We start from the raw sequence: 23,681 nt of genomic DNA on the forward strand, positions 1-23,681 counted from the left end.
GTGAAAAAAAACCGGCACCGACCAACAACATCGGTGCCGGGAGAGGGATCGTTGCTTAAGGCAGGGCGGCCACGACGGACAGCTCCACCAGGATTTGCGGTTCGCACAGTTTCGCTTCAACCGTGGCGCGGGCCGGGGCAACGCCTTTAGGCAGCCACGTGTCCCACACTGAGTTCATGCCGGCGAAATCGGCGTCAATGTCTTTCATATAGATCGTCACCGACAGCAACTTGGTCTTGTCGGTACCGGCCAGGTCCAGCAGGCGCTCGATAGTAGCCAGCGCTTCACGGGTCTGCTGTTCAACCCCGGCACTCAGGTCATCGCCGACCTGCCCTGACAAATACACGGTCCCGCTGTGGGCAACGATCTGGCTCATGCGCTCATTGGTGAGCTGGCGCTGGATTGACATGTTTTTCAGACTCCTGGTGGTTGCCATAACGGGAAATATCGAGGCCTTCGGCGCTGATCTGCGGGGTTTTCTTGGCCATCAGATCCGCCAGCAAACGACCGGAACCGCATGCCATGGTCCAACCGAGGGTGCCGTGGCCGGTGTTCAGGAACAGGTTCTTGAACGGGGTGGCGCCGACAATCGGCGTACCGTCGGGAGTGGTTGGGCGCAGCCCGGTCCAAAAGATCGCTTCGCTCAGATCGCCGCCCTGAGGATAAAGGTCGTTGACGATCATCTCCAGGGTTTCACGCCGACGCGGGTTCAGCGACAGGTCAAAACCGGCTATTTCAGCCATGCCGCCGACACGGATACGGTTGTCGAAACGGGTGATAGCGACCTTGTAGGTCTCGTCGAGAATGGTCGACGTCGGCGCCATCGCCGGGTTGGTGATCGGCACGGTCAGCGAGTAGCCCTTGAGCGGGTATACCGGCGCCTTGATCCCCAACGGCTTGAGCAACTGCGGCGAGTAACTGCCGAGGGCCAGTACGTAGCGGTCGGCGGTTTCCAGCTTGCCGTCGATCAACACGCCGTTGATGCGATCACCGGCGTAGTCGAGGCGCTGGATGTCCTGTTCGAAACGGAACTCCACGCCCAACTGCTTGCACATTTCGACCAGGTGGGTGGTGAACATCTGGCAGTCGCCGGTCTGGTCGTTCGGCAGGCGCAGGGCACCGGCGAGGATGTCGGTGACGCTGGCCAGGGCCGGTTCGACGCGGGCGATGCCGGCGCGGTCGAGCAATTCGAACGGCACACCGGACTCTTTCAACACGGCGATGTCTTTGGCCGCCCCATCGAGCTGGGCCTGGGTGCGGAACAGTTGGGTCGTACCGAGGCTGCGGCCTTCGTAGGCAATGCCGGTTTCAGCGCGCAGCTCGTCGAGGCAGTCGCGGCTGTACTCGGACAGGCGGACCATGCGCTCCTTATTCACCGCATACCGGCTGGCGGTGCAGTTGCGCAGCATCTGCGCCATCCACAGGTATTGGTTGATATCAGCGGTGGCCTTGATCGCCAGCGGCGCGTGGCGTTGCAGCAGCCACTTGATGGCCTTGAGCGGCACACCCGGCGCCGCCCAGGGCGAAGCGTAGCCTGGAGACACTTGGCCGGCGTTGGCGAAACTGGTTTCCATGGCAGCGGCAGGCTGACGATCGACCACGACCACCTCAAAACCGGCTCGCGCCAAATAGTAGGCACTGGTCACACCAATGACGCCGCTACCCAAGACCAGAACGCGCATTTTCATATCCTCATCGCGGCTTGACCGCCGACGTGTGTTGTTCGAGCAATAATGTGAGCAGTATAAAAAGCAATCACCAGTGCATTTCACTATATAAATGCTTATATTTGGCGACAATTCTCGGCAAAAACCCTTTTAACAGAGGCGTATCCCCTATGCGTACCAACACCCAGACTAAGCGGGAGCTGGACAAGATCGACCGCAACATCCTGCGCATCCTACAAGCCGACGGGCGAATTTCGTTCACGGAGCTGGGGGAAAAGGTCGGGCTGTCGACCACCCCCTGCACCGAGCGCGTGCGCCGCCTGGAGCGTGAAGGGATCATCATGGGCTACAACGCACGGCTCAACCCCCAGCATTTGAAGGGGAGTTTGCTGGTATTTGTCGAGATCAGCCTCGATTACAAATCCGGCGACACCTTTGAAGAATTCCGCCGCGCCGTGCTGAAATTGCCCCATGTGCTGGAGTGCCACCTGGTGTCGGGGGACTTCGACTACCTGGTGAAAGCGCGGATTTCCGAGATGGCCTCGTACCGCAAGTTGCTCGGCGACATCCTGCTCAAACTGCCCCATGTGCGGGAGTCCAAGAGCTATATCGTGATGGAAGAGGTGAAAGAGAGCCTCAATCTGCCGATCCCCGACTGACCGCCGCAATCAGGCCAATGTGGGAGGGGGCTTGCCCCCTCCCACATTTTGACCGCATCCATCGGTTAGACCAGCACCTGCCGGGTACTCGCCATGTATTCATGGATCTGCTTCTCGACGCGCGGGTGAATCAGCTCCACCGGCCCCCGCCCATTGGGGCACGGCAAGGTCTTTGTGGTGCCGAAAAGCCTACAGATCAGCGGGCGCTCGTCATACACCGTGCAGCCATTGGGGCCCAGGTGGACACAGTTCAATTCGTCCATGGCAGCTTCCTGCTCGGCAGCGGTCTTACGCGGCAGGCGCGACATTTCCTCGGGTGAAGTCGTCACCGGCCCACAGCAATCGTGGCAGCCGGGGACGCACTCGAACGAGGGAATCTGTCGGCGCAATGCGCTGATTTTCTGACTGTTGCAACTCATCGAAACACGTACCGAACGGCGAATAGGCGTGGATTCTGCCGCAAAAGCCCACGGTGAGACAGCTTCGTCCGACCGCTGTATCCTGCGTCAAGTTTTCCAAACAGGGATATTCCCCATGACTGCCAGTGCCCGGCACACCGCTTCCTACTACGCCGCCAGCAGCCTGCCGCAACCCGACTACCCGGCGTTGGCCGGCGAAAGGGTTGCCGACGTGTGCGTGATCGGCGGTGGTTTTTCCGGGCTCAACACCGCCCTGGAGCTGGCCGAACGCGGGTTCAGCGTGGTGCTGCTGGAAGCGCGCAAGATTGCCTGGGGTGCCAGCGGGCGCAACGGCGGCCAATTGATTCGCGGCGTCGGCCACGGCCTGGAGCAGTTCGCCAATGTGATCGGCACCGACGGCGTGCGCCAAATGAAACTGATGGGCCTGGAGGCGGTAGAAATCGTGCGCGAGCGCGTCGAGCGCTTCCAGATCGCCTGTGACCTGACCTGGGGTTACTGCGACCTGGCCAACAAACCCCGCGACCTGCTCGGCCTCGCCGAAGACGCCGAAGAGTTGCGCAGCCTGGGCTATCGCCATGAAGTACGCCTGCTGCAAGCCGGCGAAATGGGCAGCGTGATCGGCTCCGACCGCTATGTAGGCGGCATGATCGACATGGGTTCGGGCCACCTGCACCCGCTGAACCTGGCCCTCGGCGAAGCCGCCGCCGCAGAGCAACTGGGCGCACAACTGTTCGAGCACTCCGAAGTGACGCGCATCGACTACGGCCCCGAGGTCAACGTACACACTGCCCGCGGCAATGTGCGCGCCAAGACCCTGGTGCTGGCCTGCAACGCCTACCTGAATGGCCTGAACCCCCAACTGAGCGGCAAAGTGCTGCCCGCCGGCAGTTACATCATCGCCACCGAGCCGCTAAGCGCAGCCCAGGCCGCCCAGTTGCTGCCGCAAAATATGGCGGTGTGTGATCAGCGGGTGACGGTGGACTACTTCCGCCTGTCTGCCGACCGTCGCCTGCTGTTCGGCGGCGCCTGTCATTATTCCGGCCGCGACCCCCAGGACATCAGCGCCTACATGCGACCAAAGATGTTGCAGGTATTCCCGCAACTGGCCGACGTGAAGATCGACTACCAATGGGGCGGCATGATCGGCATCGGTGCCAACCGCTTGCCGCAGATCGGCCGATTGGCGGATCAACCCAATGTGTATTACGCCCAGGCCTACGCCGGTCATGGCCTCAACGCTACGCACCTGGCGGGCAAGCTGCTGGGCGAAGCCATCAGCGGCCAGCAGCAGGGACGTTTCGATCTGTTCGCCCAGGTGCCGCACATCACCTTCCCCGGCGGCAAGCACTTGCGCTCGCCGCTGTTGGCGCTGGGGATGCTCTGGCACCGGCTGAAAGAACGGGTGTGACTCAACTGCGCCAGAACGGCTTCAAGCCTTCCTGGCGCGCCTGCTCGGCGGTCAGCCCGATATCCCGCAGTTGCTCGGCAGTCAGGTCCAGCAACGCCTTGCGCGTGTGGCGGCGGCACCAGAACAGGCTCCAGCGGTTGCGCGTCAGGGTCGACATCGCCGGCTCCTGCCCTGCTTCCAGTTCCTGACTGCGTAACGTCAGCCGCACATCGCTCATGCCGTTCATTTTGCTGCCCTCATTTGCTGGTTGCCATGAGTGACTAGAATGGGCGGGCGGACAAAACCATTACAGATTCAACCAAATTTTATTAAATCCATACAGACACTGCCCACGAACGGCTGAATCCTGTATTTTCCCTGGATCTGTACTGGTCCTTTGGGAGTGATCGCCGTGACCCTTTACGTCAACCTCGCCGAATTGCTGGGCACCCGCATCGAGCAGGGCTTCTACCGCCCCGGCGATAGGCTGCCTTCTGTACGGGCCTTGAGCGTGGAACACGGAGTCAGTCTGAGCACCGTGCAGCAAGCGTATCGCGTGCTGGAAGACAACGGCCTGGCGATGCCGAAGCCCAAGTCCGGTTACTTTGTGCCCGCGAGCCGTGAGCTGCCGGCCTTGCCCGAAGTCGGCCGCCCGGCCCAGCGCCCGGTGGAAATTTCCCAGTGGGACCAGGTGCTCGAGTTGATTCGCGCAGTGCCGCGTAAAGATGTCATACAGATGGGCCGCGGCATGCCGGACGTGTTGTCGCCCACCCTCAAGCCCCTGCTACGCAGCCTGGCCCGCGTCAGTCGGCGCCAGGATCTGCCGGGGTTGTATTACGACAACATCCTCGGCTGTATGGAATTACGCGAGCAAATCGCTCGACTGTCATTGGATTCCGGCTGCCAATTGACCGCCGAAGACATCGTGATCACCACCGGCTGCCATGAGGCGCTGTCCGCCAGCATCCGTGCCATTTGCGAGGCGGGCGATATCGTCGCAGTAGACTCGCCGAGCTTCCACGGCGCCATGCAAACCCTCAAGGGCCTGGGCATGAAAGCCCTGGAAATTCCTACGGACCCACTCACCGGCATCAGCCTCGAAGCCCTGGAACTGGCCCTGGAACAGTGGCCGATCAAAATCATTCAACTGACCCCCAACTGCAACAACCCCTTGGGCTACATCATGCCGGAGGCGCGCAAGCGGGCGCTGCTGACCCTGGCCCAGCGCTTTGACGTGGCGATCATCGAAGACGATGTGTATGGCGAACTGGCCTACAGCTACCCGCGCCCGCGCACCATCAAATCCTTCGACGAAGATGGTCGCGTATTGCTCTGCAGCTCGTTCTCGAAAACCCTGGCGCCGGGCCTGCGGATTGGCTGGGTCGCTCCGGGCCGCTACCTGGAGCGGGTGCTGCACATGAAATACATCAGCACCGGCTCCACCGCGACCCAGCCGCAGATCGCCATCGCTGAATTTCTCAAAGGCGGCCATTTCGAACCGCATTTGCGGCGGATGCGCACGCAATACCAACGTAATCGCGACTTGATGCTCGACTGGGTCAGCCGTTATTTCCCCGCCGGCACCCGCGCCAGCCGACCTCAAGGCAGCTTCATGCTGTGGATTGAGCTGCCGGAAGGCTTCGACACCCTCAAGCTCAACCGTGCGCTGATGGAACAAGGCGTACAAATCGCCGTGGGCAGTATCTTTTCAGCTTCCGGCAAGTACAGGAACTGCCTGCGCATGAACTACGCTGCCAAACCAACGCCGCAGATTGAAGAGGCGGTGCGCAAGGTCGGCGCCACCGCGAGCAAGATGCTGGCCGAGGCCGCCGACTGACCTTTCCCGGGAAATAGCCGTCATATGTCGACAACCGCCCTGATGTGGAAGCAGCGCCCTTGAAGACTCGACGGCTTTTAGCGTTTTTCCTGGCGGGCGCCCTGGCCCTGGGCGGCTGCGCTACGGTCGATGTGCCGCGCATCCCCAGCGTGCCGGCGACGCAGTCGTCGTTCGGGCGCTCGATCCAGGCCCAGGCCGCGCCACATCAGGGCCGCTCCGGCTTTCGCTTGCTGCCCAACAGCAGCGAGGCGTTCATGGCCCGCGCCGAACTGATCCGCAACGCCCAGACCAGCCTCGACCTGCAGTACTACATCGTCCACGACGGCATCAGCACGCGCCTGCTCGTGGATGAACTGCTCAAGGCCGCCGACCGTGGCGTGCGCGTGCGCATCCTGCTGGACGACACCACCAGCGACGGCCTCGATCAGGTCATCGCCACCCTCGCCGCCCACCCCAACATCCAGATTCGCCTGTTCAACCCGCTGCACCTGGGGCGCAGCACCGGCGTGACACGGGCCGTGGGGCGCCTGCTCAACCTGTCGCGGCAACATCGCCGCATGCACAACAAGCTGTGGCTGGCGGACAACAGCGCAGCCATCGTCGGCGGGCGCAACCTGGGCGACGAATATTTCGACGCCGAACCGAACCTGAATTTCACCGATATCGACATGCTCAGCGTGGGACCGGTGGCCGAGCAACTGGGCCACAGTTTCGACCAGTACTGGAACAGCGCACTGAGCAAACCCATCGATGAGTTCGTCTCTAACCTGCCGTCCAAAGGCGACTTGAGCAAAGGGCGCCTGCGCCTGGAAGCATCACTGGCCCAATCGCGCCAACAGAACCACGCGCTCTACAACCGTCTACGCATCTACAAGACCGAACCGCGCCTGGACATCTGGCGCAGCGAGCTGATCTGGGCCTGGAATCAGGCACTGTGGGACGCCCCGAGCAAGGTACTCGCCAAGGCTGATCCAGACCCACGGCTGCTGCTGACCACCCAACTGGCGCCGGAGCTGGAAGGCGTCGACCATGAGCTGGTGATGATCTCGGCGTATTTCGTGCCGGGGCAGCCGGGCCTGGTGTACCTGACCGGGCGCGCGGACGCGGGCGTCTCGGTCAGCCTGCTGACCAACTCCCTCGAAGCCACTGACGTTCCGGCCGTACACGGCGGCTACGCGCCCTATCGCAAGGCGCTGCTGGAGCACGGCGTGAAACTCTATGAGTTGCGCCGCCAACCGGGTGCGCCCGGCACAGGCAGCGGGCCACACCTGTTTCGTCGCGGCACGTTCCTTGGCTCGGACTCCAGCCTGCACAGCAAGGCGATGATTTTTGATCGGCAGAAAGCGTTTATCGGCTCGTTCAACTTCGACCCACGCTCGGTGCTGTGGAACACCGAAGTCGGCGTGCTGGTGGACAGCCCGGAGCTGGCCGAGCATGTGCGCAACCTGGCGCTGCAAGGCATGGCGCCAGCATTGAGCTACGAAGCAAAACTACAGGATGGCCAGGTGGTGTGGACGACCGAGGATAACGGGCAACTGCACACCCTGACCCGCGAGCCCGGCAGTTGGTGGCGCCGCTTCAATGCCTGGTTCGCCACCTCTGTCGGCCTGGAACGCATGCTGTAAAACCCTAGCAGTACCAGTATCAGGCCGATTGCACGACGCCAAACGCGCCCTGGCGCAACAACAGCAGCACCAGCCCAAGCGCTCCCGCCGCCATCAGCCACGGCAACGCCTGCCCGCTGACCCACTGGCTGCCCGCACCGGCCACCAACGGCCCGATCAGGCAACCGATGCCCCAGAGTTGCGCCACGTGGGCATTGGCGCGCACCAGCGCATCGTCGCGGTAACGCTCGCCAATCAGGATCAACGACAACGTAAACAACCCGCCCGCACTGGCGCCGAACAGCACCCACACCAGCCAGATCAACGGCGTGTGCAGCAACAACGGAATCGCCAGGCTCGACGCCAGCAACACGAGGGCACAACTCAAGAACAGCGTGCGGCGCGGCAGGTAGTCGGCCAGTGCGCCGATGGGCAACTGCAGCAACGCGTCACCCACCACCACCGTACTGACCATCACCAGGGCGACCTCGGCCGTGAAGCCCTGTTGCAGGCAATACACCGGCAGCAGCGTCAGAATCATCGCCTCGAACGCAGCGAACAACGCCACCGCCCAGGCAATCGCCGGCAGGCTCCGGCAAAAGCGCCACAGCTCGGCAAACGTCACGCTGAAAGACTCGGCGGTCGGCGCCCCGGAACGCCCCAGCAACAGCAACGGCGCCAGCGTCAACAGGCCTACGCCCACCCAGAACCCATAATCATGGTCGGTGCCCAGCAGACCCAACAACAACGGCCCCGACAGTTGGCTCAGCGCATAGGTGCAGCCATACAGCGCCACCAGCCGGCCACGCCATTGCTCCACCACCAACTGGTTGATCCAGCTTTCACCCAGGATAAACACGATGGTCAGGATCACCCCGATCATCAGCCGCAGCACCAACCACACCGGGTAGCTTGGCAGGATCGCCAGCAGGCCGATGGACACCGCCCCCGCCCACAGGCACAAGCGCATCAGATGGGCGGTGCCCAGCCAGGACGCCAGCCGGCTGGAGACCTTCGCCCCCAACAGCACGCCGAAGGCCGGCATCGCGGCCATCACGCCGATGGCGAAGCTGCCGTAGCCCCAGCCTTCCAGGCGCAGGGATACCAACGGCATGCTGACGCCCAACGCCAGGCCGACGCTGAGCACCGAGGCCAGGACGGCGAAATAAGTCGCCCAACGCATTTCCACGCTCCTGTGGATAACTACTTTCAGGGTTGTAAACGAACTGTAGGAGCGAGCTTGCTCGCGAAGAACGCCAACGATAACGCGTACTGTCTGGTTGAACGCGGTGTCTTTGAGTTCTTCGCGAGCAAGCTCGCTCCTACAGGGGACCTGCGGTGTTGCTTAGAGCTTGATCCAGGTCGCCTTCAGCTCGGTGTACTTGTCGAACGCATGCAGCGACTTGTCGCGACCGTTACCCGACTGCTTGAAGCCGCCAAACGGCGCGGTCATGTCACCGCCGTCGTACTGGTTGACCCACACGCTACCGGCGCGCAAGGCTTTGGCGGTGAGGTGCGCCTTGGAGAGATCCGCCGTCCACACCGCTGCGGCCAGGCCGTATTGGGTGTCGTTGGCGATGGCGATGGCTTCTTCGGCGCTGTCGAAGGTGAGCACCGAGAGCACCGGGCCGAAGATTTCTTCCTGGGCAATCTTCATGGCGTTGGTTACGCCGTCGAAAATCGTCGGTTCGACGTAGGTGCCGCCGGTCTCTTCAAGGATGCGCTTGCCGCCGGCCACCAATTTGGCGCCGTCGGCGTGGCCGGCTTCGATGTAGGACAGCACGGTGTTCATCTGTTGAGTGTCCACCAGCGCGCCGACGTTCGTGGCCGGGTCCAGCGGGTTGCCTGGCTTCCAGCCCTTCAGCGCAGCGATCACCAGCGGTAGGAATTTATCCTTGATGGAACGCTCCACCAGCAGGCGCGAACCGGCGGTGCAGACTTCGCCCTGGTTGAAGGCAATGGCACCGGCGGCAGATTCGGCGGCGGCTTGCAGGTCCGGGGCATCGGCGAACACGATGTTCGGGCTCTTGCCGCCCGCCTCCAGCCACACACGCTTCATGTTCGATTCACCGGAGCGGATCAACAGTTGTTTGGCGATTTTGGTGGAGCCGGTGAACACCAGGGTGTCGACATCCATGTGCAGCGCCAGCGCGTTACCCACGGTGTGGCCATAACCCGGCAGCACGTTGAACACGCCTTTTGGAATACCGGCTTCAACGGCCAGGGCCGCGATGCGGATGGCGGTCAGCGGGGATTTTTCGGACGGTTTGAGGATGACGGAGTTACCGGTGGACAGCGCCGGCCCGAGTTTCCAGCAAGCCATCATCAGCGGGAAGTTCCACGGCACGATGGCGCCGACCACACCGATCGGCTCACGGGTCACCAGACCCAATTGATCGTGAGGGGTGGCGGCAACCTCATCGTAAATTTTGTCGATTGCCTCGCCGCTCCAGCTCAGGGCATTCGCCGCGCCAGGTACGTCGATGTTCAGGGCATCGCTGATCGGCTTGCCCATGTCCAGGGTTTCCAGCAGCGCCAGCTCTTCGGCATTGGCCTTGAGCAACGCGGCGAAACGGATCATGGTGGCCTTGCGCTTGGCCGGTGCCAGGCGCGACCAGACACCGGAATTGAACGTGGCGCGGGCATTTTCCACAGCGCGCTGGGCGTCGGCGACGTCACAACTGGCAACGCTGGTCAGCAGGCGGCCATCGACCGGGCTGATGCATTCAAACGTGTCGCCGGAAACCGCAGCGGTGTACTCGCCATTGATATAGGCGCGACCTTCGATCTTCAGGTCCTTGGCGCGTTGTTCCCAGTCGGCACGGGTCAGGGTGGTCATGCGAGTGTCCTCCTCTTATTGAATACAAGGGCCAGGCAATGTGCCCAGGCAGCCTCAAAGAATGCTTGCCCCACCAGCCATTTGTTCGGCTAAAGGCAGCTACCACCCTAAACCAGCGGCTGGGGATGTATCAATATATTTGACATAACGCCGGTAAACGCCCTTGCGATGTTCATTTTAATAAACATAGACTTTGGGCTCCCCAACCGCAGGCCAGACGGGACACGCACATGAGCATCCAGGACATCATCGATTTCAGCCAAGCCAAGACCGCCGCCGATCGCTATCGCCCTGCTGCCGAGAAAATCCTCAAGGGCGATCCCGAGCAGACGATCTACAACCACTACAACAGCCCGTGCGGCCAGATGAGCGCCGGGGTCTGGGAAGGTGAGGTCGGGCAGTGGAAGGTCAACTACACCGAGCATGAGTACTGCGAGATTGTGCAGGGGGTTTCCGTACTGCGCGATGCCGAGGGCAACGCCAAGACCTTGCGCGCCGGCGACCGCTTCGTGATCCCGGCCGGCTTCAGCGGCACCTGGGAAGTGCTGGAGCCCTGCCGCAAGATCTACGTGGTATTCGAACAGAAAGCCTGATCAACAAATCCCACGCAAAAAAAAGCCCGCATCGTGAGATACGGGCTTTTTTTCACAAGGAAGAAAATCAATTACTTGATTTTGCCTTCTTTGTAGATCACGTGCTTGCGAACGCGCGGGTCGAACATTTTCTTTTCGAGCTTGTCCGGGGTAGTACGCTTGTTCTTGTCGGTAGTGTAGAAGTGACCAGTACCGGCGCTAGAGATCATTCGAATCAATTCACGCATGATAGAGCTCCTTAGATCTTGCCAGCGGCACGGATTTCGGCCAGCACGACAGTGATGCCACGCTTGTCGATGATGCGCATGCCTTTGGCAGATACACGCAGGCGAACAAAACGTTTCTCTTCTTCAACCCAGAAGCGGTGATGCTGCAGGTTCGGCAGGAAACGACGACGGGTTTTGTTATTTGCGTGGGAAATGTTATTCCCAGTCACCGGACCCTTACCGGTAACTTGACAGACTCTCGACATGCCTCAGCCCTCTAAAACCACATGCCCAACCCGGCATGGGTTGGCCGCTTAATCTCTCAGTCATTTGGCGCCAGGCGCCGCGTTTCTTTAGGGTCTTACCGGCTACACCTACAAGCGAAGGAACCGGGCCCCTAGAAAAGAGCGCTGCTTTATACCAGAAAGACCCAAGTGCAACAACAGCCCGTGTGTTTTTACCGGCGTAAATCTCGGCGACAGATGCCCGAACCGTTGCCAGGAGGGGCCGCTGCAATAGCCGACCGCTCGTCGCACAGAATGATTTACAACGCCCGCCGGCACCAAAAAGTACGCGGCGAAACGCGCTGAGGCGCCATCAAAACAGCATTTGAGGCAAAAGCACAGGCAAAAATGGACTAGTCATTTATCAATCAGACCACTACGGTAGGACTTTTCCAGACTGCACTCGCAGATGGGCCTTCGATCTGCACAGGAAACCGAACATGCGCCTCGCTGCCCTACCGCTTTTGCTAGCCCCTCTATTTATCGCGTCGCAGGCCTTGGCGGCGACCAATCTGAGCGTTTGTACCGAGGCCAGTCCCGAAGGGTTCGACGTGGTGCAGTACAACTCGCTGACCACCACCAACGCCTCGGCCGACGTGCTGATGAACAGCCTGGTGGACTATGACGCGGCCAGCGGCAAACTGGTGCCAAGCCTGGCGGACAGTTGGGAAGTGTCGCCGGACGGCCTGACCTACACCTTCCAATTGCACCCCAACGTAAAATTCCACCGCACCGACTATTTCACCCCAAGCCGCACCCTGACCGCCGAGGATGTACGCTTCAGCTTCGAGCGCATGCTCGACCCGGCCAACCCGTGGCACAAGATCGCCCAGAGCGGTTTCCCCCACGCTCAGTCCCTGCAATTGCCGACACTGATCAAGAAGATCGACGCCCTTGACCCGCTGACCGTGCGCTTCACCCTCGATCACGCCGACTCGACTTTCCTCGCCGCGCTGAGCATGGGTTTTGCCTCGATCTACCCGGCCGAATACGCCGACAAGCTGCTCAAGGCCGGCACCCCGGAGAAGCTCAACAGCCAGCCTATCGGTACGGGCCCGTTCATTTTCACGCGGTTCCAGAAAGATGCCGTAGTGCGCTACAAAGCCAACCCGGACTACTTCGCCGGCAAACCGGCTGTGGATAACTTGATCTTCGCCATCACCCCGGATGCGAACGTGCGCCTGCAGAAACTGCACCGCGACGAATGCCAGATCGCACTGTCACCCAAACCGCTGGATGTGGGCGAAGCCGAGAAAGACCCCGCACTCAAAGTGGAAAAAACCGCAGCATTCATGACCGCATTCGTCGCGATCAACAGCCAGCACCCGCCGCTGGACAAGCCTGAAGTGCGCCAGGCGATCAACCTGGCCTTCGACAAGAACAGCTACCTCAAAGCCGTGTTCGAAGGCACCGCCGAAGCCGCCAACGGCCCCTACCCGCCCAACACCTGGAGCTACGCCAAGGATTTGCCGGGTTATCCACAGGACATCGCCAAAGCCAAGCTGCTGCTGGAGCGGGCCGGGCTCAAGGACGGCTTCAAGACCACAATCTGGACACGCCCCACCGGCAGCCTGCTGAACCCCAACCCAAACCTCGGCGCGCAACTGCTGCAGGCGGACCTGGCCAAGGTCGGCATCCAGGCTGAGATCCGCGTGATCGAATGGGGCGAGCTGATTCGCCGCGCCAAGGCCGGCGAACACGACCTGCTGTTCATGGGCTGGGCCGGTGACAACGGCGACCCGGATAACTTCCTGACGCCGCAGTTCTCTTGCGCGGCGCTGAAATCCGGCACCAACTTCGCGCGCTATTGCGACCCGGCCCTGGACAAGCTCATCAGCGCCGGCAAGACCACCAGCGAGCAAGGGGTGCGCAGCAAGCTGTATCAACAGGCCCAGGCGCAGATCCAGCAACAGGCTCTGTGGCTGCCGCTGGCGCACCCGACGGCGTTCGCCCTGGCCCGCAAGAATGTCGAGGGATACCAGGTGAGCCCGTTTGGGCGGCAGGATTTCTCCAAGGTCAGCGTCAAGCCCTGAACGGCAAGCTGCAAGCCCACTTGAGGCTTGCAGCTGCTCCCCTCCTACATCCACCCGTATTCCGCCATCGACAATGGATCACCATCGCCCACGATGATGTGATCCAGCACCCGTACATCCACCACTTCCAAGGCTTTTTGCAGAATCTTGGTCAATTTTCGATCAGCCGCACTCGGCTCCACGCTCCCCGAAGGATGGTTGTGGCACAGGATCAACGCCGCCGCGTTGTAAGCCAGGGCGCGCTTGACCACTTGCCGGGGATAAACCACGGTGGCATCGATGGTGCCCTGGAACAACGCCTCGAAACCCAGTACCCGATGCTTTGAATCGAGAAACAGGCAGCCGAAAATCTCGTGAGGCTCGTGGCGCAACAGCGCCTTGAGGTAGTCACGCACAGCGACCGGGCTTTCCAGCACCGAGTCACCGCGCAACTGTTCGGCCAGGTGGCGCCGGGACATCTCCAGCACCGCCTGCAGTTGGGCAAACTTTGCCGGCCCCAGCCCCAACTGCTGGTTGAACAGCACCTGACTGGCCTCCAGCAACGGGCGCAGTCCACCGAACTGCGCGAGAAGATGGCGTGCCAGGTCCACTGCGCTTCGCCCGGTTACCCCGGTGCGCAGGAAGATTGCCAACAGTTCGGCGTCGGACAAACTCGCCGCGCCCCCCTCCAACAGTTTCTCTCGTGGCCGCTCTGCTGCCGGCCAATCACGAATACTCATCCCACCTCCCTGTGCATGTGTGCCGCTGTTGCCCGGCGGACGCTGTGTTATCGTAGCCGCTCTTTTTTGCATGCGATTTCACCTGGGGAGGGGGCGTCGCAGGCGTCACTGAACTGGCTTCACTGAACTGGAAAGGCAAACCAATGCAGCGTCTGTATCGGAAACGCATCGTTCTCGGCGTCGGCGGCGGCATTGCCGCCTACAAGAGCGCAGAACTGGTTCGCAGGCTTCTCGACCAGGGCGCCGAAGTGCGCGTGGTCATGACCCGCGGCGGTAGTGAGTTCATCACCCCACTGACCATGCAGGCCTTGTCCGGCCACCCGGTTCACCTGGATCTGCTGGACCCGGCCGCCGAAGCCGCCATGGGCCATATCGAACTGGCCAAATGGGCCGATCTGGTGCTGATCGCCCCGGCCACCGCCGACCTGATCGCCCGCCTGGCGCAAGGCATCGCCGATGATCTGCTGACCACCCTGGTCCTGGCCACCGACGCCACCGTCGCCATCGCCCCGGCCATGAACCAGGCCATGTGGCGCGACCCGGCCACCCAAGCCAACACGCAACTCCTGCAAAGCCGCGGTCTCAAGGTGTTCGGCCCGGCCTCCGGCAGCCAGGCCTGCGGCGACGTCGGCATGGGCCGCATGCTCGAAGCCACCGACCTGGCGCTGTGCGCCGCCGAGTGCTTCCAGCACCTGGCCCTGACCGGCAAGCACGTGTTGATCACCGCCGGCCCGACCCAGGAAAACATCGACCCGGTGCGCTACATCACCAACCATAGCTCAGGGAAAATGGGCTTTGCCCTGGCTGAAGCGGCGGTTGAGGCAGGCGCGCGCGTGACGCTCATCACCGGCCCGGTGCATTTGCCGACCCCCGATCGCGTCACGCGAATCGACGTCGTCAGCGCCCGGGACATGTTGGCGGCCTGTGAGGCGGCCATTCCCTGCGACCTGTTTATCGCTTCGGCAGCGGTTGCGGATTACCGCCCGGAAGTCGTCGCCCCGCAAAAGCTCAAGAAAGACCCTACCAGCGGCGACGGCCTGCTCCTGCAAATGGTGCGCAACCCGGACATCCTGGCCACCATCGCCAGCCGCCCGGACCGCCCGTTCAGCGTCGGTTTCGCCGCCGAGACCGAGCACTTGCTGGACTACGCCGCTCGCAAATTGAAAGACAAAAATCTCGACCTGATCGTTGCCAATGATGTCGCCAACCCGAGCATCGGCTTCAACAGCGAGGAAAACGCCTGCAGCGTGATCGACCGCGACCTGCACGCCACCCTTTTCGCCCAGACCAGCAAGGGCAAGATTGCCCGCCAACTGATCTCTTTTATCGCCCAACGGCTGAACCAGGTTTAATTTACATGCACGCTTTGCAAGCCAAGATCCTCGACCCCCGCATCGGCACCGACTTCCCACTGCCGGCCTATGCCACACCGGGCTCCGCCGGCCTGGACCTGCGCGCCATGCTCAAGGAAGACACCGTCCTTGAGCCGGGCCAGACCCTACTGATTCCCACCGGCCTGTCGATCTACGTCGGCGACCCGGGCCTGGCGGCGCTGATCCTGCCGCGCTCCGGCCTCGGCCATAAGCACGGCATCGTGCTGGGCAACCTGGTCGGCCTGATCGACTCGGACTACCAGGGCGAGTTGATGGTGTCGTGCTGGAACCGTGGCCAGACCGCCTTCAACATCGTCGTCGGCGAGCGCATTGCGCAGTTGGTGCTGGTGCCGGTGGTGCAGGCGCACTTCGAACTGGTACAAGAATTCGACGCAACCCAGCGCGGTGCCGGCGGCTTTGGGCATTCCGGCAGTCACTGACCACGCTGAACCGGGGCGGACGCCACTGTCCGGCCCGGCCCGACGCCACCGCATGGCCTTTCAGGATGAAGAATGCGCGGACCTGACGAACGATATTTTCTCAGTAAAATCAAAGCACTACCCGAACATAAGCGCGGAGCGGATGCTCCGATGGCCTTTTTGCACCACGAACTCTGCACCGAAAACGCCGTCATACCCTTCAGTTTAAGCCTGCCGGTCAGCCGCATTAAGGCCAGCCTTGCCTCTCTCAGATGGAGTTTCCCCCGCGATGAGTACCGCCGCCCGAGTAGCACCGACCTTTCCCGACAGCATCTTCCGCGCCTATGACATCCGTGGCGTGGTGCCCAAGACCCTGACCGCCGAAACCGCTTACTGGATTGGCCGCGCCATCGGCGCCCAAAGCCTGGCCCAGGATGAGCCAAACGTTTCGGTTGGCCGTGACGGCCGCCTGTCCGGCCCCGAGTTGGTGGAACAATTGATCCAGGGCCTGGCCGACAGCGGTTGCCATGTCAGCGACGTCGGCCTGGTGCCGACCCCGGCGCTGTACTACGCCGCCAACGTGCTGGCCGGCAAATCCGGGGTGATGCTCACCGGCAGCCACAACCCTTCGGACTACAACGGCTTCAAGATCGTCATCGCCGGCGACACCCTGGCCAACGAACAGATCCAGGCCCTGCACACACGCCTGAAAACCAACGACCTGACCAGCGGCAAAGGCAGCATCACCAGGGTCGACATTCTTCAGCGCTACTCCGACGAAATCACCGGTGACGTCAAACTCGCACGCCGCCTGAAAGTGGTGGTGGACTGCGGCAACGGCGCGGCCGGCGTGATCGCCCCGCAACTGCTCGAAGCCCTGAACTGCGAAGTGGTACCGTTGTTCTGCGACGTCGACGGCAACTTCCCCAACCACCACCCGGACCCGGGCAAGCCTGAAAACCTGGTGGACCTGATCGCCAAGGTCAAGGAAACCGGGGCCGACGTAGGCCTGGCCTTCGACGGCGACGGCGACCGCGTGGGCGTGGTGACCAACACCGGCGAAAACGTGTTCGCCGACCGCCTGCTGATGCTGTTTGCCCGTGATGTGCTGGCGCGCAACCCGAATGCCGAAATCATCTTCGACGTGAAATGCACCCGTCGCCTGACGCCGCTGATCAAGGAGTACGGCGGTCGCCCGCTAATGTGGAAGACCGGTCATTCGTTGATCAAAAAGAAAATGAAAGAAACCGGCGCGCTGCTGGCCGGCGAAATGAGCGGCCACGTGTTCTTCAAAGAGCGTTGGTTCGGGTTTGACGACGGCATTTACAGCGCCGCTCGTCTGCTGGAGATCCTCAGCAAGGAAAAATCCACGGCGCAGGAGCTGTTTCAGACCTTCCCGAATGATATTTCTACGCCAGAGATCAATATCCATGTGACCGAAGAGAGCAAATTCAGCATCATTGACGCATTGCACGATGCGCAATGGGGCGAAGGCGCCAACCTGACCTCCATTGATGGTGTGCGAGTCGATTACGCCAAAGGCTGGGGCCTGGTTCGCGCATCCAACACCACACCGGTGCTGGTGCTGCGTTTCGAGGCGGATACCGAGGCTGAGTTGCAGCGCATCAAGGACGTGTTCCACGCCCAGTTGAAACGTGTTGCCCCTGATCTCCAATTACCGTTCTGATTTTTTTGCACCGGAGCCCTGAATGACCCTCGAACGCGAAGCCGCTGCCAACACCGCCAAGGTCCTGTCCGAAGCGCTGCCCTACATTCGACGCTACGTCGGCAAGACGCTGGTGATCAAATACGGCGGCAATGCGATGGAAAGCGACGAGCTGAAAACCGGCTTTGCCCGCGATATCGTGCTGATGAAAGCCGTGGGGATCAACCCGGTGGTGGTCCACGGCGGCGGCCCGCAAATCGGCGACCTGCTCAAGCGCTTGTCGATCGAAAGTCACTTCATCGATGGCATGCGTGTCACTGACGCGCAGACCATGGACGTGGTGGAGATGGTCCTCGGCGGCCAGGTGAACAAAGACATCGTCAACCTGATCAACCGCCACGGCGGCAGCGCGATTGGCCTGACCGGCAAGGACGCGGAGCTGATCCGCGCGAAAAAACTGACCGTGACCCGTCAGACGCCGGAAATGACCCAGCCGGAAATCATCGACATCGGCCAGGTGGGCGAAGTGATCGGCATCAACACCGACTTGCTGAACCTGCTGGTCAAAGGCGATTTCATCCCGGTTATCGCACCGATCGGCGTAGGCGCCAACGGTGAGTCCTACAACATCAACGCCGACCTGGTGGCCGGCAAAGTGGCCGAAGCGCTGAAGGCTGAAAAGCTGATGCTGCTGACTAACATTGCGGGCTTGATGGACAAGCAAGGCAAGGTGCTGACCGGCCTGACCACCCAGCAAGTGGACGAGTTGATCGCCGATGGCACCATCTACGGCGGCATGTTGCCGAAGATCCGTTGTGCGCTGGAAGCGGTACAGGGCGGCGTCGGCAGCTCACTGATCCTTGATGGCCGCGTACCGAATGCGATCCTGCTGGAAATCTTCACCGATACCGGTGTGGGTACGCTGATCAGTAATCGCAAGCGTCCTTAAACACAAAAAGCCCCACCCCTGTAGGAGCGAGCTTGCTCGCGAAGAACGCCAACGATGACGCGTTTATTCTGGATGAACGCGGCGCCTTTACGTTTTTCGCGAGCAAGCTCGCTCCTACAGAGGGTGGGGCTTTTTGTTGTGCGGCGTTTACTGGACGCCGAATTGCTCGCGGTACGCCCGCACCGCCGGCAAATGCTGCTTGAGCTGCGGATCGTCTTCGAGGAACTGCAACACCTGGTTCAACGACACGATGCTCACCACCGGGATGCCGAAATCGCGCTCCACTTCCTGGATCGCCGACAATTCACCATTGCCGCGCTCCTGGCGGTTCAAGGCGATCAGCACGCCTGCCGCCTTGGCACCCTCCTGGGACGCGATGATCTGCATCACTTCACGGATGGCGGTGCCTGCAGTGATCACGTCGTCGATGATCAGCACGTTGCCGGTCAGCGGCGCGCCCACCAGGCTACCGCCTTCGCCATGGGCCTTGGCTTCCTTGCGGTTGAAGCACCACGGCAGATCGCGCCCATGGTGTTCAGCCAACGCCACGGCCGTCGCGGCGGCCAGGGGGATGCCCTTGTAGGCCGGACCGAACAGAACGTCGAAGGAAATACCGCTTTCAACGATGGCTGCCGCGTAGAAACGCCCCAGCTGAGCCAGGGCCGAACCCGAGTTGAACAAGCCTGCATTGAAGAAATACGGGCTGGTGCGCCCGGACTTGAGGGTGAACTCACCGAAGCGCAAAACACCGCGATCGATGGCAAAACGAATGAAATCGCGTTGATACGCCTGCATGAAAAAAACCTCAGATACCGCGGCTTTAGCTAATTAGGTAGACGGCGTGTATCATACACGCACGCGATTTTTGGGGCCATTTATGCGGATCATCAGTGTGAACGTTAATGGTATTCAGGCTGCAGTCGAGCGTGGTTTGCTCAGTTGGCTGCAAGCCCAGAATGCCGACGTCATCTGCCTGCAGGACACCCGCGCCTCCGCCTTTGAACTGGACGATCCAGCCTTCCAACTGGATGGCTACTTCCTTTATGCCTGCGATGCCGAAGTGCCCACCCAAGGTGGCGTGGCTTTGTACTCGCGGTTGCAACCCAAGGCGGTCATCAGCGGCCTCGGCTTCGAGACAGCCGACCGCTACGGGCGCTACCTGCAAGCCGATTTCGACAAGGTCAGCATCGCGACCTTGCTGCTCCCTTCGGGGCAGAACGGCGATGAAGACTTGAACCAGAAGTTCAAGCTAATGGACGACTTCGCCCGTTATCTGGATAAACAGCGACGCAAACGTCGCGAGTACATTTATTGTGGCTCGCTGTACGTGGCGCAACAGAAGCTGGATATCAAGAACTGGCGCGACAGCCAGCAATCCCCGGGCTTCCTGGCGCCGGAACGGGCCTGGATGGACGAGATTGTCGGCAACATGGGCTATGTCGATGCCCTGCGCGAAGTCAGCCGTGAAGGCGACCAGTACAGCTGGTGGCCCGACAACGAACAGGCTGAGATGCTCAACCTGGGCTGGCGTTTCGACTACCAGCTGCTGACCCCGGGTCTGCGCCGCTTTGTGCGCAGCGCACGCCTGCCACGCCAGCCGCGCTTCTCGCAGCACGCGCCGCTGATCGTGGACTACGACTGGACACTGACCATCTGAGGTCTTTGCCCAGGCACAAAAAAAACCGACATCGCTGTCGGTTTTTTTGTGCGCGCCTGGTTACTTGATCAGCCGCCAGGTCCACGGGTAGCGGTAGGCCGTGCCGTTGTTGGCCTTGATCCCGCCAATGATCGTCAGCACCAATGCCGCGACCACCAGGATCAACATCAACAGAAAGCCGATCACCACAAACCCGAGCACCATGCAGACCAGCCAGGCGATGGCCACGGTGATCTGGAAATTCAGGGCTTCCTTGCCCTGATCATCGATCAGCGGGTCCATGTCCTTCTTGATCTGCCACAGGATCAACGGCCCCAACAGGCTGCCGAAAGGGAACACCAACCCCAGAAACGCCGCGAAGTGACACAACATCGCCCACTGGCGCACTTCCTTGGACGGTGCCGGAACCGGCAATTGGCTGTCACTCATGGCGCTTCTCCTTGAAGCTGGCTCAGTCGGCCAGCGCGGCGTTCTGCAGCTCGAAAATCTCGGTCATGCCTTTCTGCGCCAGGGCCAGCATGGCATTCAGCTCTGCCGGCTGGAATGGCGCACCTTCGGCGGTACCCTGCACTTCGATGAAACCACCGGTGCTGGTCATCACCACGTTCAGGTCGGTCTCGGCGGCCGAGTCTTCCAGGTAGTCCAGGTCCAGCACAGGCTCGCCCTGGTACATGCCCACCGACACAGCGGCGATCATCTGCTTGAGCGGGTCGCCGCCCTTCAGGCCGCCACGTTTCTTGATCACTTTCAGCGCGTCGACGAGTGCAACCATGGCACCGGTGATGGAGGCAGTACGCGTGCCGCCGTCGGCCTGGATCACGTCGCAGTCGACGTACAGGGTCACGTCGCCCAGCTTGGACATGTCCAGCGCAGCGCGCAGCGAACGGCCGATCAGGCGCTGGATTTCGAGGGTACGGCCGCCTTGCTTGCCACGGCTGGCTTCACGCTGGTTACGCTCGCCGGTGGCACGCGGCAGCATGCCGTATTCGGCGGTCAACCAACCCTGGCCCTGGCCCTTGAGGAAACGCGGCACGCCGTTTTCGACGCTGACGGTGCAGATCACCTTGGTATCGCCAAACTCGACCAGTACAGATCCCTCGGCGTGTTTGGTGTAGTTGCGGGTGATGCGGATCGAGCGGAGCTGATCGGCAGCGCGACCACTTGGACGTTTCATAGGGGATACCTGTACAGAGGACGAAAAACTGCCGAGCATTATAGAGCCGCGAGCCGATTCGGGGCACGTCTAAAAAATCCGGTTACGAATCGTCGACTGGCGGTGCTTTGTCAGTGCCAGGGTTTGGGGCCAATCGTCCCACTGCGCTACACTCCTGCGCCTTCGCAGCCTGTCGGCTTCAATTTACCTATCAGCCCGCCATCGCGGGACTGCAACGCGAGGTACCTCCATGGTGCACAGCATGACCGCCTTCGCCCGCGTCGAAAAAGCCGGCGCCCAAGGCACCCTGAGCTGGGAACTGCGCTCGGTCAACAGCCGCTACCTGGAGCCGCACCTGCGCCTGCCGGAATCGTTCCGCGACCTCGAAGGCGCGGTACGTGAGGCACTGCGCCAGGGCATTTCCCGCGGCAAGCTGGAATGCACCCTGCGCTTTAACGAGGAAACCACCGGCAAACCGCTGCAGGTCGACCGCGAGCGCGCCGCGCAACTGGTCGCCGCCGCCGAAACCATCGCCGGCCTGATCAAACAGCCGGCCGCGCTGAACCCGCTGGAAGTACTGGCCTGGCCCGGCGTGCTGGTGGCTGACGCCAGCGACCCGCAAGCCCTCAATGCCGAAGCCCTTGCCCTGTTCACCCAGGGTTTGAAGGAACTCAAGGCCGGCCGCGAGCGCGAAGGCGCCGAACTGGCCCGGCTGATCAACGAGCGCCTGACCTCGATTGAAGCCGACGTGGTCACCCTGCGCGAGCTGGTGCCGCAGATGCTCGCGACCCAGCGCCAGAAGGTCCTCGACCGCTTCGCCGATATGAAGGCCGACCTCGATCCGGTGCGCCTGGAGCAGGAAATGGTCCTGCTGGCGCAGAAGAGCGACGTCGCCGAAGAGCTCGACCGCCTGAGTACTCACATCCTTGAAGTACGCCGCGTGCTCAAGTCCGGCGGCGCCGCTGGTCGGCGCCTGGACTTCCTGATGCAAGAACTCAACCGCGAAGCCAATACACTGGGCTCCAAGGCGTTCGATCCGCGCAGCACCACGGCGGCGGTCAACCTCAAAGTGTTGATCGAGCAGATGCGCGAACAAGTACAGAATATTGAGTAAGGCAACCTCCATGACCCACAGCACCGGCACCCTTTACATCATTTCCGCCCCTTCGGGCGCGGGCAAGAGCAGCCTGGTCAAGGCCTTGACCGAGGCTGAAGAACAGATCCGCATCTCGGTGTCCCACACCACCCGCGCCATGCGCCCGGGCGAGGTGAACGGCGTCCACTATCACTTCGTCGAGCGCACCGAATTCGTCAAGATGATCGAGCACGGCGCCTTCCTTGAGCGCGCCGAAGTGTTCGGCAACCTCTATGGCACGTCGCAAAGCCACCTGCAACAAACCCTGGATGAAGGCCACGACCTGATCCTGGAGATCGACTGGCAGGGCGCCGAACAAGTGCGCCAACTGATGCCCAAGGCGCGGTCGATCTTCATCCTGCCGCCGTCGCTCGAAGCCTTGCACGAACGCCTGACCAACCGAGGCCAGGACAGCCACGCGATCATCGAAGGCCGCATGCGTGAAGCCGTCAGCGAAATGAGCCACTACGTCGACTACGACTACCTGATCATCAATGACGATTTTGCCCACGCGCTGGACGATTTGAAGGCGATTTTCCGCGCCAATCAGCTCCAGCAAAAGCGCCAACAGCAGCGTTTTGGTAAATTATTGGCCGAACTGCTCGGTTGATTAGCTCTTCCCAAAATAGCTGCGAGGGCCTTACATTGGCACTTGCAGCGGTTTTGCGAGGGCCTGGGAGAAATCAGCGCTTCCCTAAACGCTGGTGATTTTTTAAACTGTTTAGTCCGCTCGCCCAACCGGGCAGCGCGCATCTTGCATTCGCTCCGAGGAATATCATGGCCCGCGTAACCGTTGAAGACTGCCTAGACCACGTGGCAAACCGCTTTGAGCTGGTCATGCTCTCTACCAAGCGTGCCCGTCAACTGGCCACTGGCGGCAAAGAGCCCCTGGTCCAGTGGGAAAACGACAAGCCTACCGTTGTCGCCCTGCGTGAAATCGCTGAAGGCCTGATGAGCTACGAGTTCATCGCCAACGCCGAAATCGTTGAAGACGAACCGCTGTTTGCCGCGTTCGAAGGCGAGTCCAACGAGGACGCCTAAGCCTATGCCTGGTCGACGTAGCACGGCACGGTATCAATGCC

At 61.4% G+C, this 23,681-nt stretch carries 25 protein-coding genes and 1 pseudogene; 14 read left to right on the forward strand and 12 right to left on the reverse strand.

Features of this window, described 5'->3' with window-relative positions:
• Positions 1-55 precede the first annotated feature (55 nt).
• Together U5A08_RS28825 and dadA are read right to left on the reverse strand one after the other, a co-directional pair.
• Positions 56-409, reverse strand: a complete 354-nt coding sequence (locus U5A08_RS28825) for a RidA family protein (protein WP_247401974.1) — start codon at positions 407-409, stop codon at positions 56-58.
• Positions 381-1,682: a D-amino acid dehydrogenase gene (gene dadA / locus U5A08_RS28830; RefSeq protein WP_247401972.1), complete on the reverse strand. Its 1,302-nt coding sequence runs from the start codon at positions 1,680-1,682 to the stop codon at positions 381-383. The genes U5A08_RS28825 and dadA overlap by 29 nt, the downstream gene beginning before the upstream one ends.
• A 155-nt stretch (positions 1,683-1,837) precedes the next feature.
• Between dadA and U5A08_RS28835 the strand changes: the two genes are divergently transcribed.
• Complete coding sequence (locus U5A08_RS28835) at positions 1,838-2,326, forward strand: Lrp/AsnC ligand binding domain-containing protein (protein WP_003206849.1); 489 nt, start codon at positions 1,838-1,840, stop codon at positions 2,324-2,326.
• A 65-nt stretch (positions 2,327-2,391) separates the two neighbouring features.
• On the opposite strand, the gene U5A08_RS28840 is transcribed toward U5A08_RS28835, so the two are convergent.
• Positions 2,392-2,745: a YkgJ family cysteine cluster protein gene (locus U5A08_RS28840; protein ID WP_247401968.1), complete on the reverse strand. Its 354-nt coding sequence runs from the start codon at positions 2,743-2,745 to the stop codon at positions 2,392-2,394.
• 115 nt (positions 2,746-2,860) lie between these two features.
• Between U5A08_RS28840 and U5A08_RS28845 the strand changes: the two genes are divergently transcribed.
• Positions 2,861-4,153, forward strand: coding sequence for an NAD(P)/FAD-dependent oxidoreductase (locus U5A08_RS28845; RefSeq protein WP_253400115.1), 1,293 nt, complete (start codon positions 2,861-2,863; stop codon positions 4,151-4,153).
• Position 4,154: 1 nt separating this feature from the next.
• Here the strand turns inward: U5A08_RS28845 and U5A08_RS28850 are convergent, their stop codons facing one another.
• Positions 4,155-4,379, reverse strand: coding sequence for a DUF1127 domain-containing protein (locus tag U5A08_RS28850; RefSeq protein WP_321849524.1), 225 nt, complete (start codon positions 4,377-4,379; stop codon positions 4,155-4,157).
• A gap of 165 nt (positions 4,380-4,544) precedes the next feature.
• Here U5A08_RS28850 and U5A08_RS28855 point away from each other — a divergent pair, with 165 nt between their 5' ends.
• On the forward strand, positions 4,545-5,969 hold the full coding sequence (locus U5A08_RS28855) for an aminotransferase-like domain-containing protein (RefSeq protein WP_321849525.1): 1,425 nt from the start codon (positions 4,545-4,547) through the stop codon (positions 5,967-5,969).
• Positions 5,970-6,028: 59 nt separating this feature from the next.
• Positions 6,029-7,594: a phospholipase D family protein gene (locus U5A08_RS28860; protein WP_321849526.1), complete on the forward strand. Its 1,566-nt coding sequence runs from the start codon at positions 6,029-6,031 to the stop codon at positions 7,592-7,594.
• Positions 7,595-7,613: 19 nt separating this feature from the next.
• Here U5A08_RS28860 and U5A08_RS28865 read toward each other — a convergent pair whose 3' ends face one another.
• Both U5A08_RS28865 and U5A08_RS28870 read right to left on the reverse strand, forming a co-directional pair.
• Positions 7,614-8,756, reverse strand: coding sequence for an MFS transporter (locus U5A08_RS28865; protein WP_321849527.1), 1,143 nt, complete (start codon positions 8,754-8,756; stop codon positions 7,614-7,616).
• A gap of 162 nt (positions 8,757-8,918) precedes the next feature.
• Complete coding sequence (locus tag U5A08_RS28870; protein ID WP_253400120.1) at positions 8,919-10,412, reverse strand: aldehyde dehydrogenase; 1,494 nt, start codon at positions 10,410-10,412, stop codon at positions 8,919-8,921.
• 230 nt (positions 10,413-10,642) lie between these two features.
• Here U5A08_RS28870 and U5A08_RS28875 point away from each other — a divergent pair, with 230 nt between their 5' ends.
• Positions 10,643-11,005, forward strand: a complete 363-nt coding sequence (locus U5A08_RS28875) for a cupin domain-containing protein (protein ID WP_247398331.1) — start codon at positions 10,643-10,645, stop codon at positions 11,003-11,005.
• 71 nt (positions 11,006-11,076) lie between these two features.
• Here the strand turns inward: U5A08_RS28875 and rpmG are convergent, their stop codons facing one another.
• Positions 11,077-11,232, reverse strand: a complete 156-nt coding sequence (gene rpmG / locus U5A08_RS28880; RefSeq protein WP_003176906.1) for a 50S ribosomal protein L33 — start codon at positions 11,230-11,232, stop codon at positions 11,077-11,079.
• Between the two features lie 11 nt (positions 11,233-11,243).
• Positions 11,244-11,477 carry a 50S ribosomal protein L28 gene (rpmB, locus tag U5A08_RS28885; RefSeq protein WP_003176907.1) on the reverse strand — a complete coding sequence of 78 codons (234 nt, stop codon included), beginning with the start codon at positions 11,475-11,477 and terminating at the stop codon, positions 11,244-11,246.
• A gap of 458 nt (positions 11,478-11,935) precedes the next feature.
• Between rpmB and U5A08_RS28890 the strand changes: the two genes are divergently transcribed.
• Positions 11,936-13,528 (forward strand): ABC transporter substrate-binding protein, encoded by a 1,593-nt coding sequence (locus tag U5A08_RS28890; protein ID WP_253400121.1) that lies wholly within the window; start codon positions 11,936-11,938, stop codon positions 13,526-13,528.
• A 44-nt stretch (positions 13,529-13,572) separates the two neighbouring features.
• On the opposite strand, the gene radC is transcribed toward U5A08_RS28890, so the two are convergent.
• Positions 13,573-14,247 carry a RadC family protein gene (gene radC / locus U5A08_RS28895; RefSeq protein ID WP_253400122.1) on the reverse strand — a complete coding sequence of 225 codons (675 nt, stop codon included), beginning with the start codon at positions 14,245-14,247 and terminating at the stop codon, positions 13,573-13,575.
• A 143-nt stretch (positions 14,248-14,390) separates the two neighbouring features.
• On the opposite strand from radC, the gene coaBC reads away from it, so the two are divergent.
• The 4 genes and pseudogenes from coaBC to argB all read left to right on the forward strand — a co-directional run bounded on the left by coaBC (position 14,391) and on the right by argB (position 18,654).
• On the forward strand, positions 14,391-15,599 hold the full coding sequence (gene coaBC, locus U5A08_RS28900) for a bifunctional phosphopantothenoylcysteine decarboxylase/phosphopantothenate--cysteine ligase CoaBC (protein WP_017846052.1): 1,209 nt from the start codon (positions 14,391-14,393) through the stop codon (positions 15,597-15,599).
• A 5-nt stretch (positions 15,600-15,604) separates the two neighbouring features.
• Complete coding sequence (gene dut / locus U5A08_RS28905) at positions 15,605-16,060, forward strand: dUTP diphosphatase (protein ID WP_017846053.1); 456 nt, start codon at positions 15,605-15,607, stop codon at positions 16,058-16,060.
• Positions 16,061-16,319: 259 nt separating this feature from the next.
• Positions 16,320-17,726, forward strand: a pseudogene (locus tag U5A08_RS28910) (phosphomannomutase/phosphoglucomutase); the annotation flags it as partial.
• 22 nt (positions 17,727-17,748) lie between these two features.
• Positions 17,749-18,654, forward strand: coding sequence for an acetylglutamate kinase (gene argB, locus U5A08_RS28915; RefSeq protein ID WP_017846055.1), 906 nt, complete (start codon positions 17,749-17,751; stop codon positions 18,652-18,654).
• 147 nt (positions 18,655-18,801) lie between these two features.
• Here argB and pyrE read toward each other — a convergent pair whose 3' ends face one another.
• Positions 18,802-19,449, reverse strand: a complete 648-nt coding sequence (gene pyrE / locus U5A08_RS28920) for an orotate phosphoribosyltransferase (RefSeq protein WP_017846056.1) — start codon at positions 19,447-19,449, stop codon at positions 18,802-18,804.
• An 82-nt stretch (positions 19,450-19,531) separates the two neighbouring features.
• On the opposite strand from pyrE, the gene U5A08_RS28925 reads away from it, so the two are divergent.
• Positions 19,532-20,311, forward strand: coding sequence for a catabolite repression control protein Crc (locus U5A08_RS28925; RefSeq protein ID WP_003195493.1), 780 nt, complete (start codon positions 19,532-19,534; stop codon positions 20,309-20,311).
• Positions 20,312-20,371: 60 nt separating this feature from the next.
• Here U5A08_RS28925 and U5A08_RS28930 read toward each other — a convergent pair whose 3' ends face one another.
• Both U5A08_RS28930 and rph read right to left on the reverse strand, forming a co-directional pair.
• Entirely contained in the window at positions 20,372-20,740 is a 369-nt protein-coding gene (locus tag U5A08_RS28930; protein ID WP_017846057.1) for a DUF4870 domain-containing protein, read from the reverse strand.
• A gap of 22 nt (positions 20,741-20,762) precedes the next feature.
• Entirely contained in the window at positions 20,763-21,485 is a 723-nt protein-coding gene (rph, locus tag U5A08_RS28935; RefSeq protein ID WP_016975928.1) for a ribonuclease PH, read from the reverse strand.
• A gap of 229 nt (positions 21,486-21,714) precedes the next feature.
• On the opposite strand from rph, the gene U5A08_RS28940 reads away from it, so the two are divergent.
• From U5A08_RS28940 to rpoZ, 3 genes are all read left to right on the forward strand, one after another.
• Positions 21,715-22,578, forward strand: coding sequence for a YicC/YloC family endoribonuclease (locus U5A08_RS28940; protein WP_321849531.1), 864 nt, complete (start codon positions 21,715-21,717; stop codon positions 22,576-22,578).
• A gap of 10 nt (positions 22,579-22,588) precedes the next feature.
• Positions 22,589-23,209: a guanylate kinase gene (gene gmk, locus U5A08_RS28945; protein WP_253400123.1), complete on the forward strand. Its 621-nt coding sequence runs from the start codon at positions 22,589-22,591 to the stop codon at positions 23,207-23,209.
• A gap of 167 nt (positions 23,210-23,376) precedes the next feature.
• Entirely contained in the window at positions 23,377-23,640 is a 264-nt protein-coding gene (gene rpoZ, locus U5A08_RS28950) for a DNA-directed RNA polymerase subunit omega (protein WP_247398362.1), read from the forward strand.
• Positions 23,641-23,681 lie beyond the last annotated feature (41 nt).

Origin of the sequence: Pseudomonas paraveronii, assembly GCF_963681955.1 — a bacterium.
Classification (GTDB): Bacteria; Pseudomonadota; Gammaproteobacteria; order Pseudomonadales; family Pseudomonadaceae; genus Aquipseudomonas; species Aquipseudomonas paraveronii.

Excerpts from the sequence above, each read along its gene's own strand:
- U5A08_RS28825 (WP_247401974.1), bottom strand. The coding sequence starts at position 409 with ATGTCAATCCAGCGCCAGCTCACCAATGAGCGCATGAGCCAGATCGTT.
- dadA (WP_247401972.1), bottom strand. The coding sequence starts at position 1,682 with ATGCGCGTTCTGGTCTTGGGTAGCGGCGTCATTGGTGTGACCAGTGCC.
- U5A08_RS28835 (WP_003206849.1), top strand. The coding sequence starts at position 1,838 with ATGCGTACCAACACCCAGACTAAGCGGGAGCTGGACAAGATCGACCGC.
- U5A08_RS28840 (WP_247401968.1), bottom strand. The coding sequence starts at position 2,745 with ATGAGTTGCAACAGTCAGAAAATCAGCGCATTGCGCCGACAGATTCCC.
- U5A08_RS28845 (WP_253400115.1), top strand. The coding sequence starts at position 2,861 with ATGACTGCCAGTGCCCGGCACACCGCTTCCTACTACGCCGCCAGCAGC.
- U5A08_RS28850 (WP_321849524.1), bottom strand. The coding sequence starts at position 4,379 with ATGAACGGCATGAGCGATGTGCGGCTGACGTTACGCAGTCAGGAACTG.
- U5A08_RS28865 (WP_321849527.1), bottom strand. The coding sequence starts at position 8,756 with ATGCGTTGGGCGACTTATTTCGCCGTCCTGGCCTCGGTGCTCAGCGTC.
- U5A08_RS28870 (WP_253400120.1), bottom strand. The coding sequence starts at position 10,412 with ATGACCACCCTGACCCGTGCCGACTGGGAACAACGCGCCAAGGACCTG.
- U5A08_RS28875 (WP_247398331.1), top strand. The coding sequence starts at position 10,643 with ATGAGCATCCAGGACATCATCGATTTCAGCCAAGCCAAGACCGCCGCC.
- rpmG (WP_003176906.1), bottom strand. The coding sequence starts at position 11,232 with ATGCGTGAATTGATTCGAATGATCTCTAGCGCCGGTACTGGTCACTTC.
- rpmB (WP_003176907.1), bottom strand. The coding sequence starts at position 11,477 with ATGTCGAGAGTCTGTCAAGTTACCGGTAAGGGTCCGGTGACTGGGAAT.
- U5A08_RS28890 (WP_253400121.1), top strand. The coding sequence starts at position 11,936 with ATGCGCCTCGCTGCCCTACCGCTTTTGCTAGCCCCTCTATTTATCGCG.
- radC (WP_253400122.1), bottom strand. The coding sequence starts at position 14,247 with ATGAGTATTCGTGATTGGCCGGCAGCAGAGCGGCCACGAGAGAAACTG.
- coaBC (WP_017846052.1), top strand. The coding sequence starts at position 14,391 with ATGCAGCGTCTGTATCGGAAACGCATCGTTCTCGGCGTCGGCGGCGGC.
- dut (WP_017846053.1), top strand. The coding sequence starts at position 15,605 with ATGCACGCTTTGCAAGCCAAGATCCTCGACCCCCGCATCGGCACCGAC.
- argB (WP_017846055.1), top strand. The coding sequence starts at position 17,749 with ATGACCCTCGAACGCGAAGCCGCTGCCAACACCGCCAAGGTCCTGTCC.
- pyrE (WP_017846056.1), bottom strand. The coding sequence starts at position 19,449 with ATGCAGGCGTATCAACGCGATTTCATTCGTTTTGCCATCGATCGCGGT.
- U5A08_RS28925 (WP_003195493.1), top strand. The coding sequence starts at position 19,532 with ATGCGGATCATCAGTGTGAACGTTAATGGTATTCAGGCTGCAGTCGAG.
- U5A08_RS28930 (WP_017846057.1), bottom strand. The coding sequence starts at position 20,740 with ATGAGTGACAGCCAATTGCCGGTTCCGGCACCGTCCAAGGAAGTGCGC.
- rph (WP_016975928.1), bottom strand. The coding sequence starts at position 21,485 with ATGAAACGTCCAAGTGGTCGCGCTGCCGATCAGCTCCGCTCGATCCGC.
- U5A08_RS28940 (WP_321849531.1), top strand. The coding sequence starts at position 21,715 with ATGGTGCACAGCATGACCGCCTTCGCCCGCGTCGAAAAAGCCGGCGCC.
- gmk (WP_253400123.1), top strand. The coding sequence starts at position 22,589 with ATGACCCACAGCACCGGCACCCTTTACATCATTTCCGCCCCTTCGGGC.
- rpoZ (WP_247398362.1), top strand. The coding sequence starts at position 23,377 with ATGGCCCGCGTAACCGTTGAAGACTGCCTAGACCACGTGGCAAACCGC.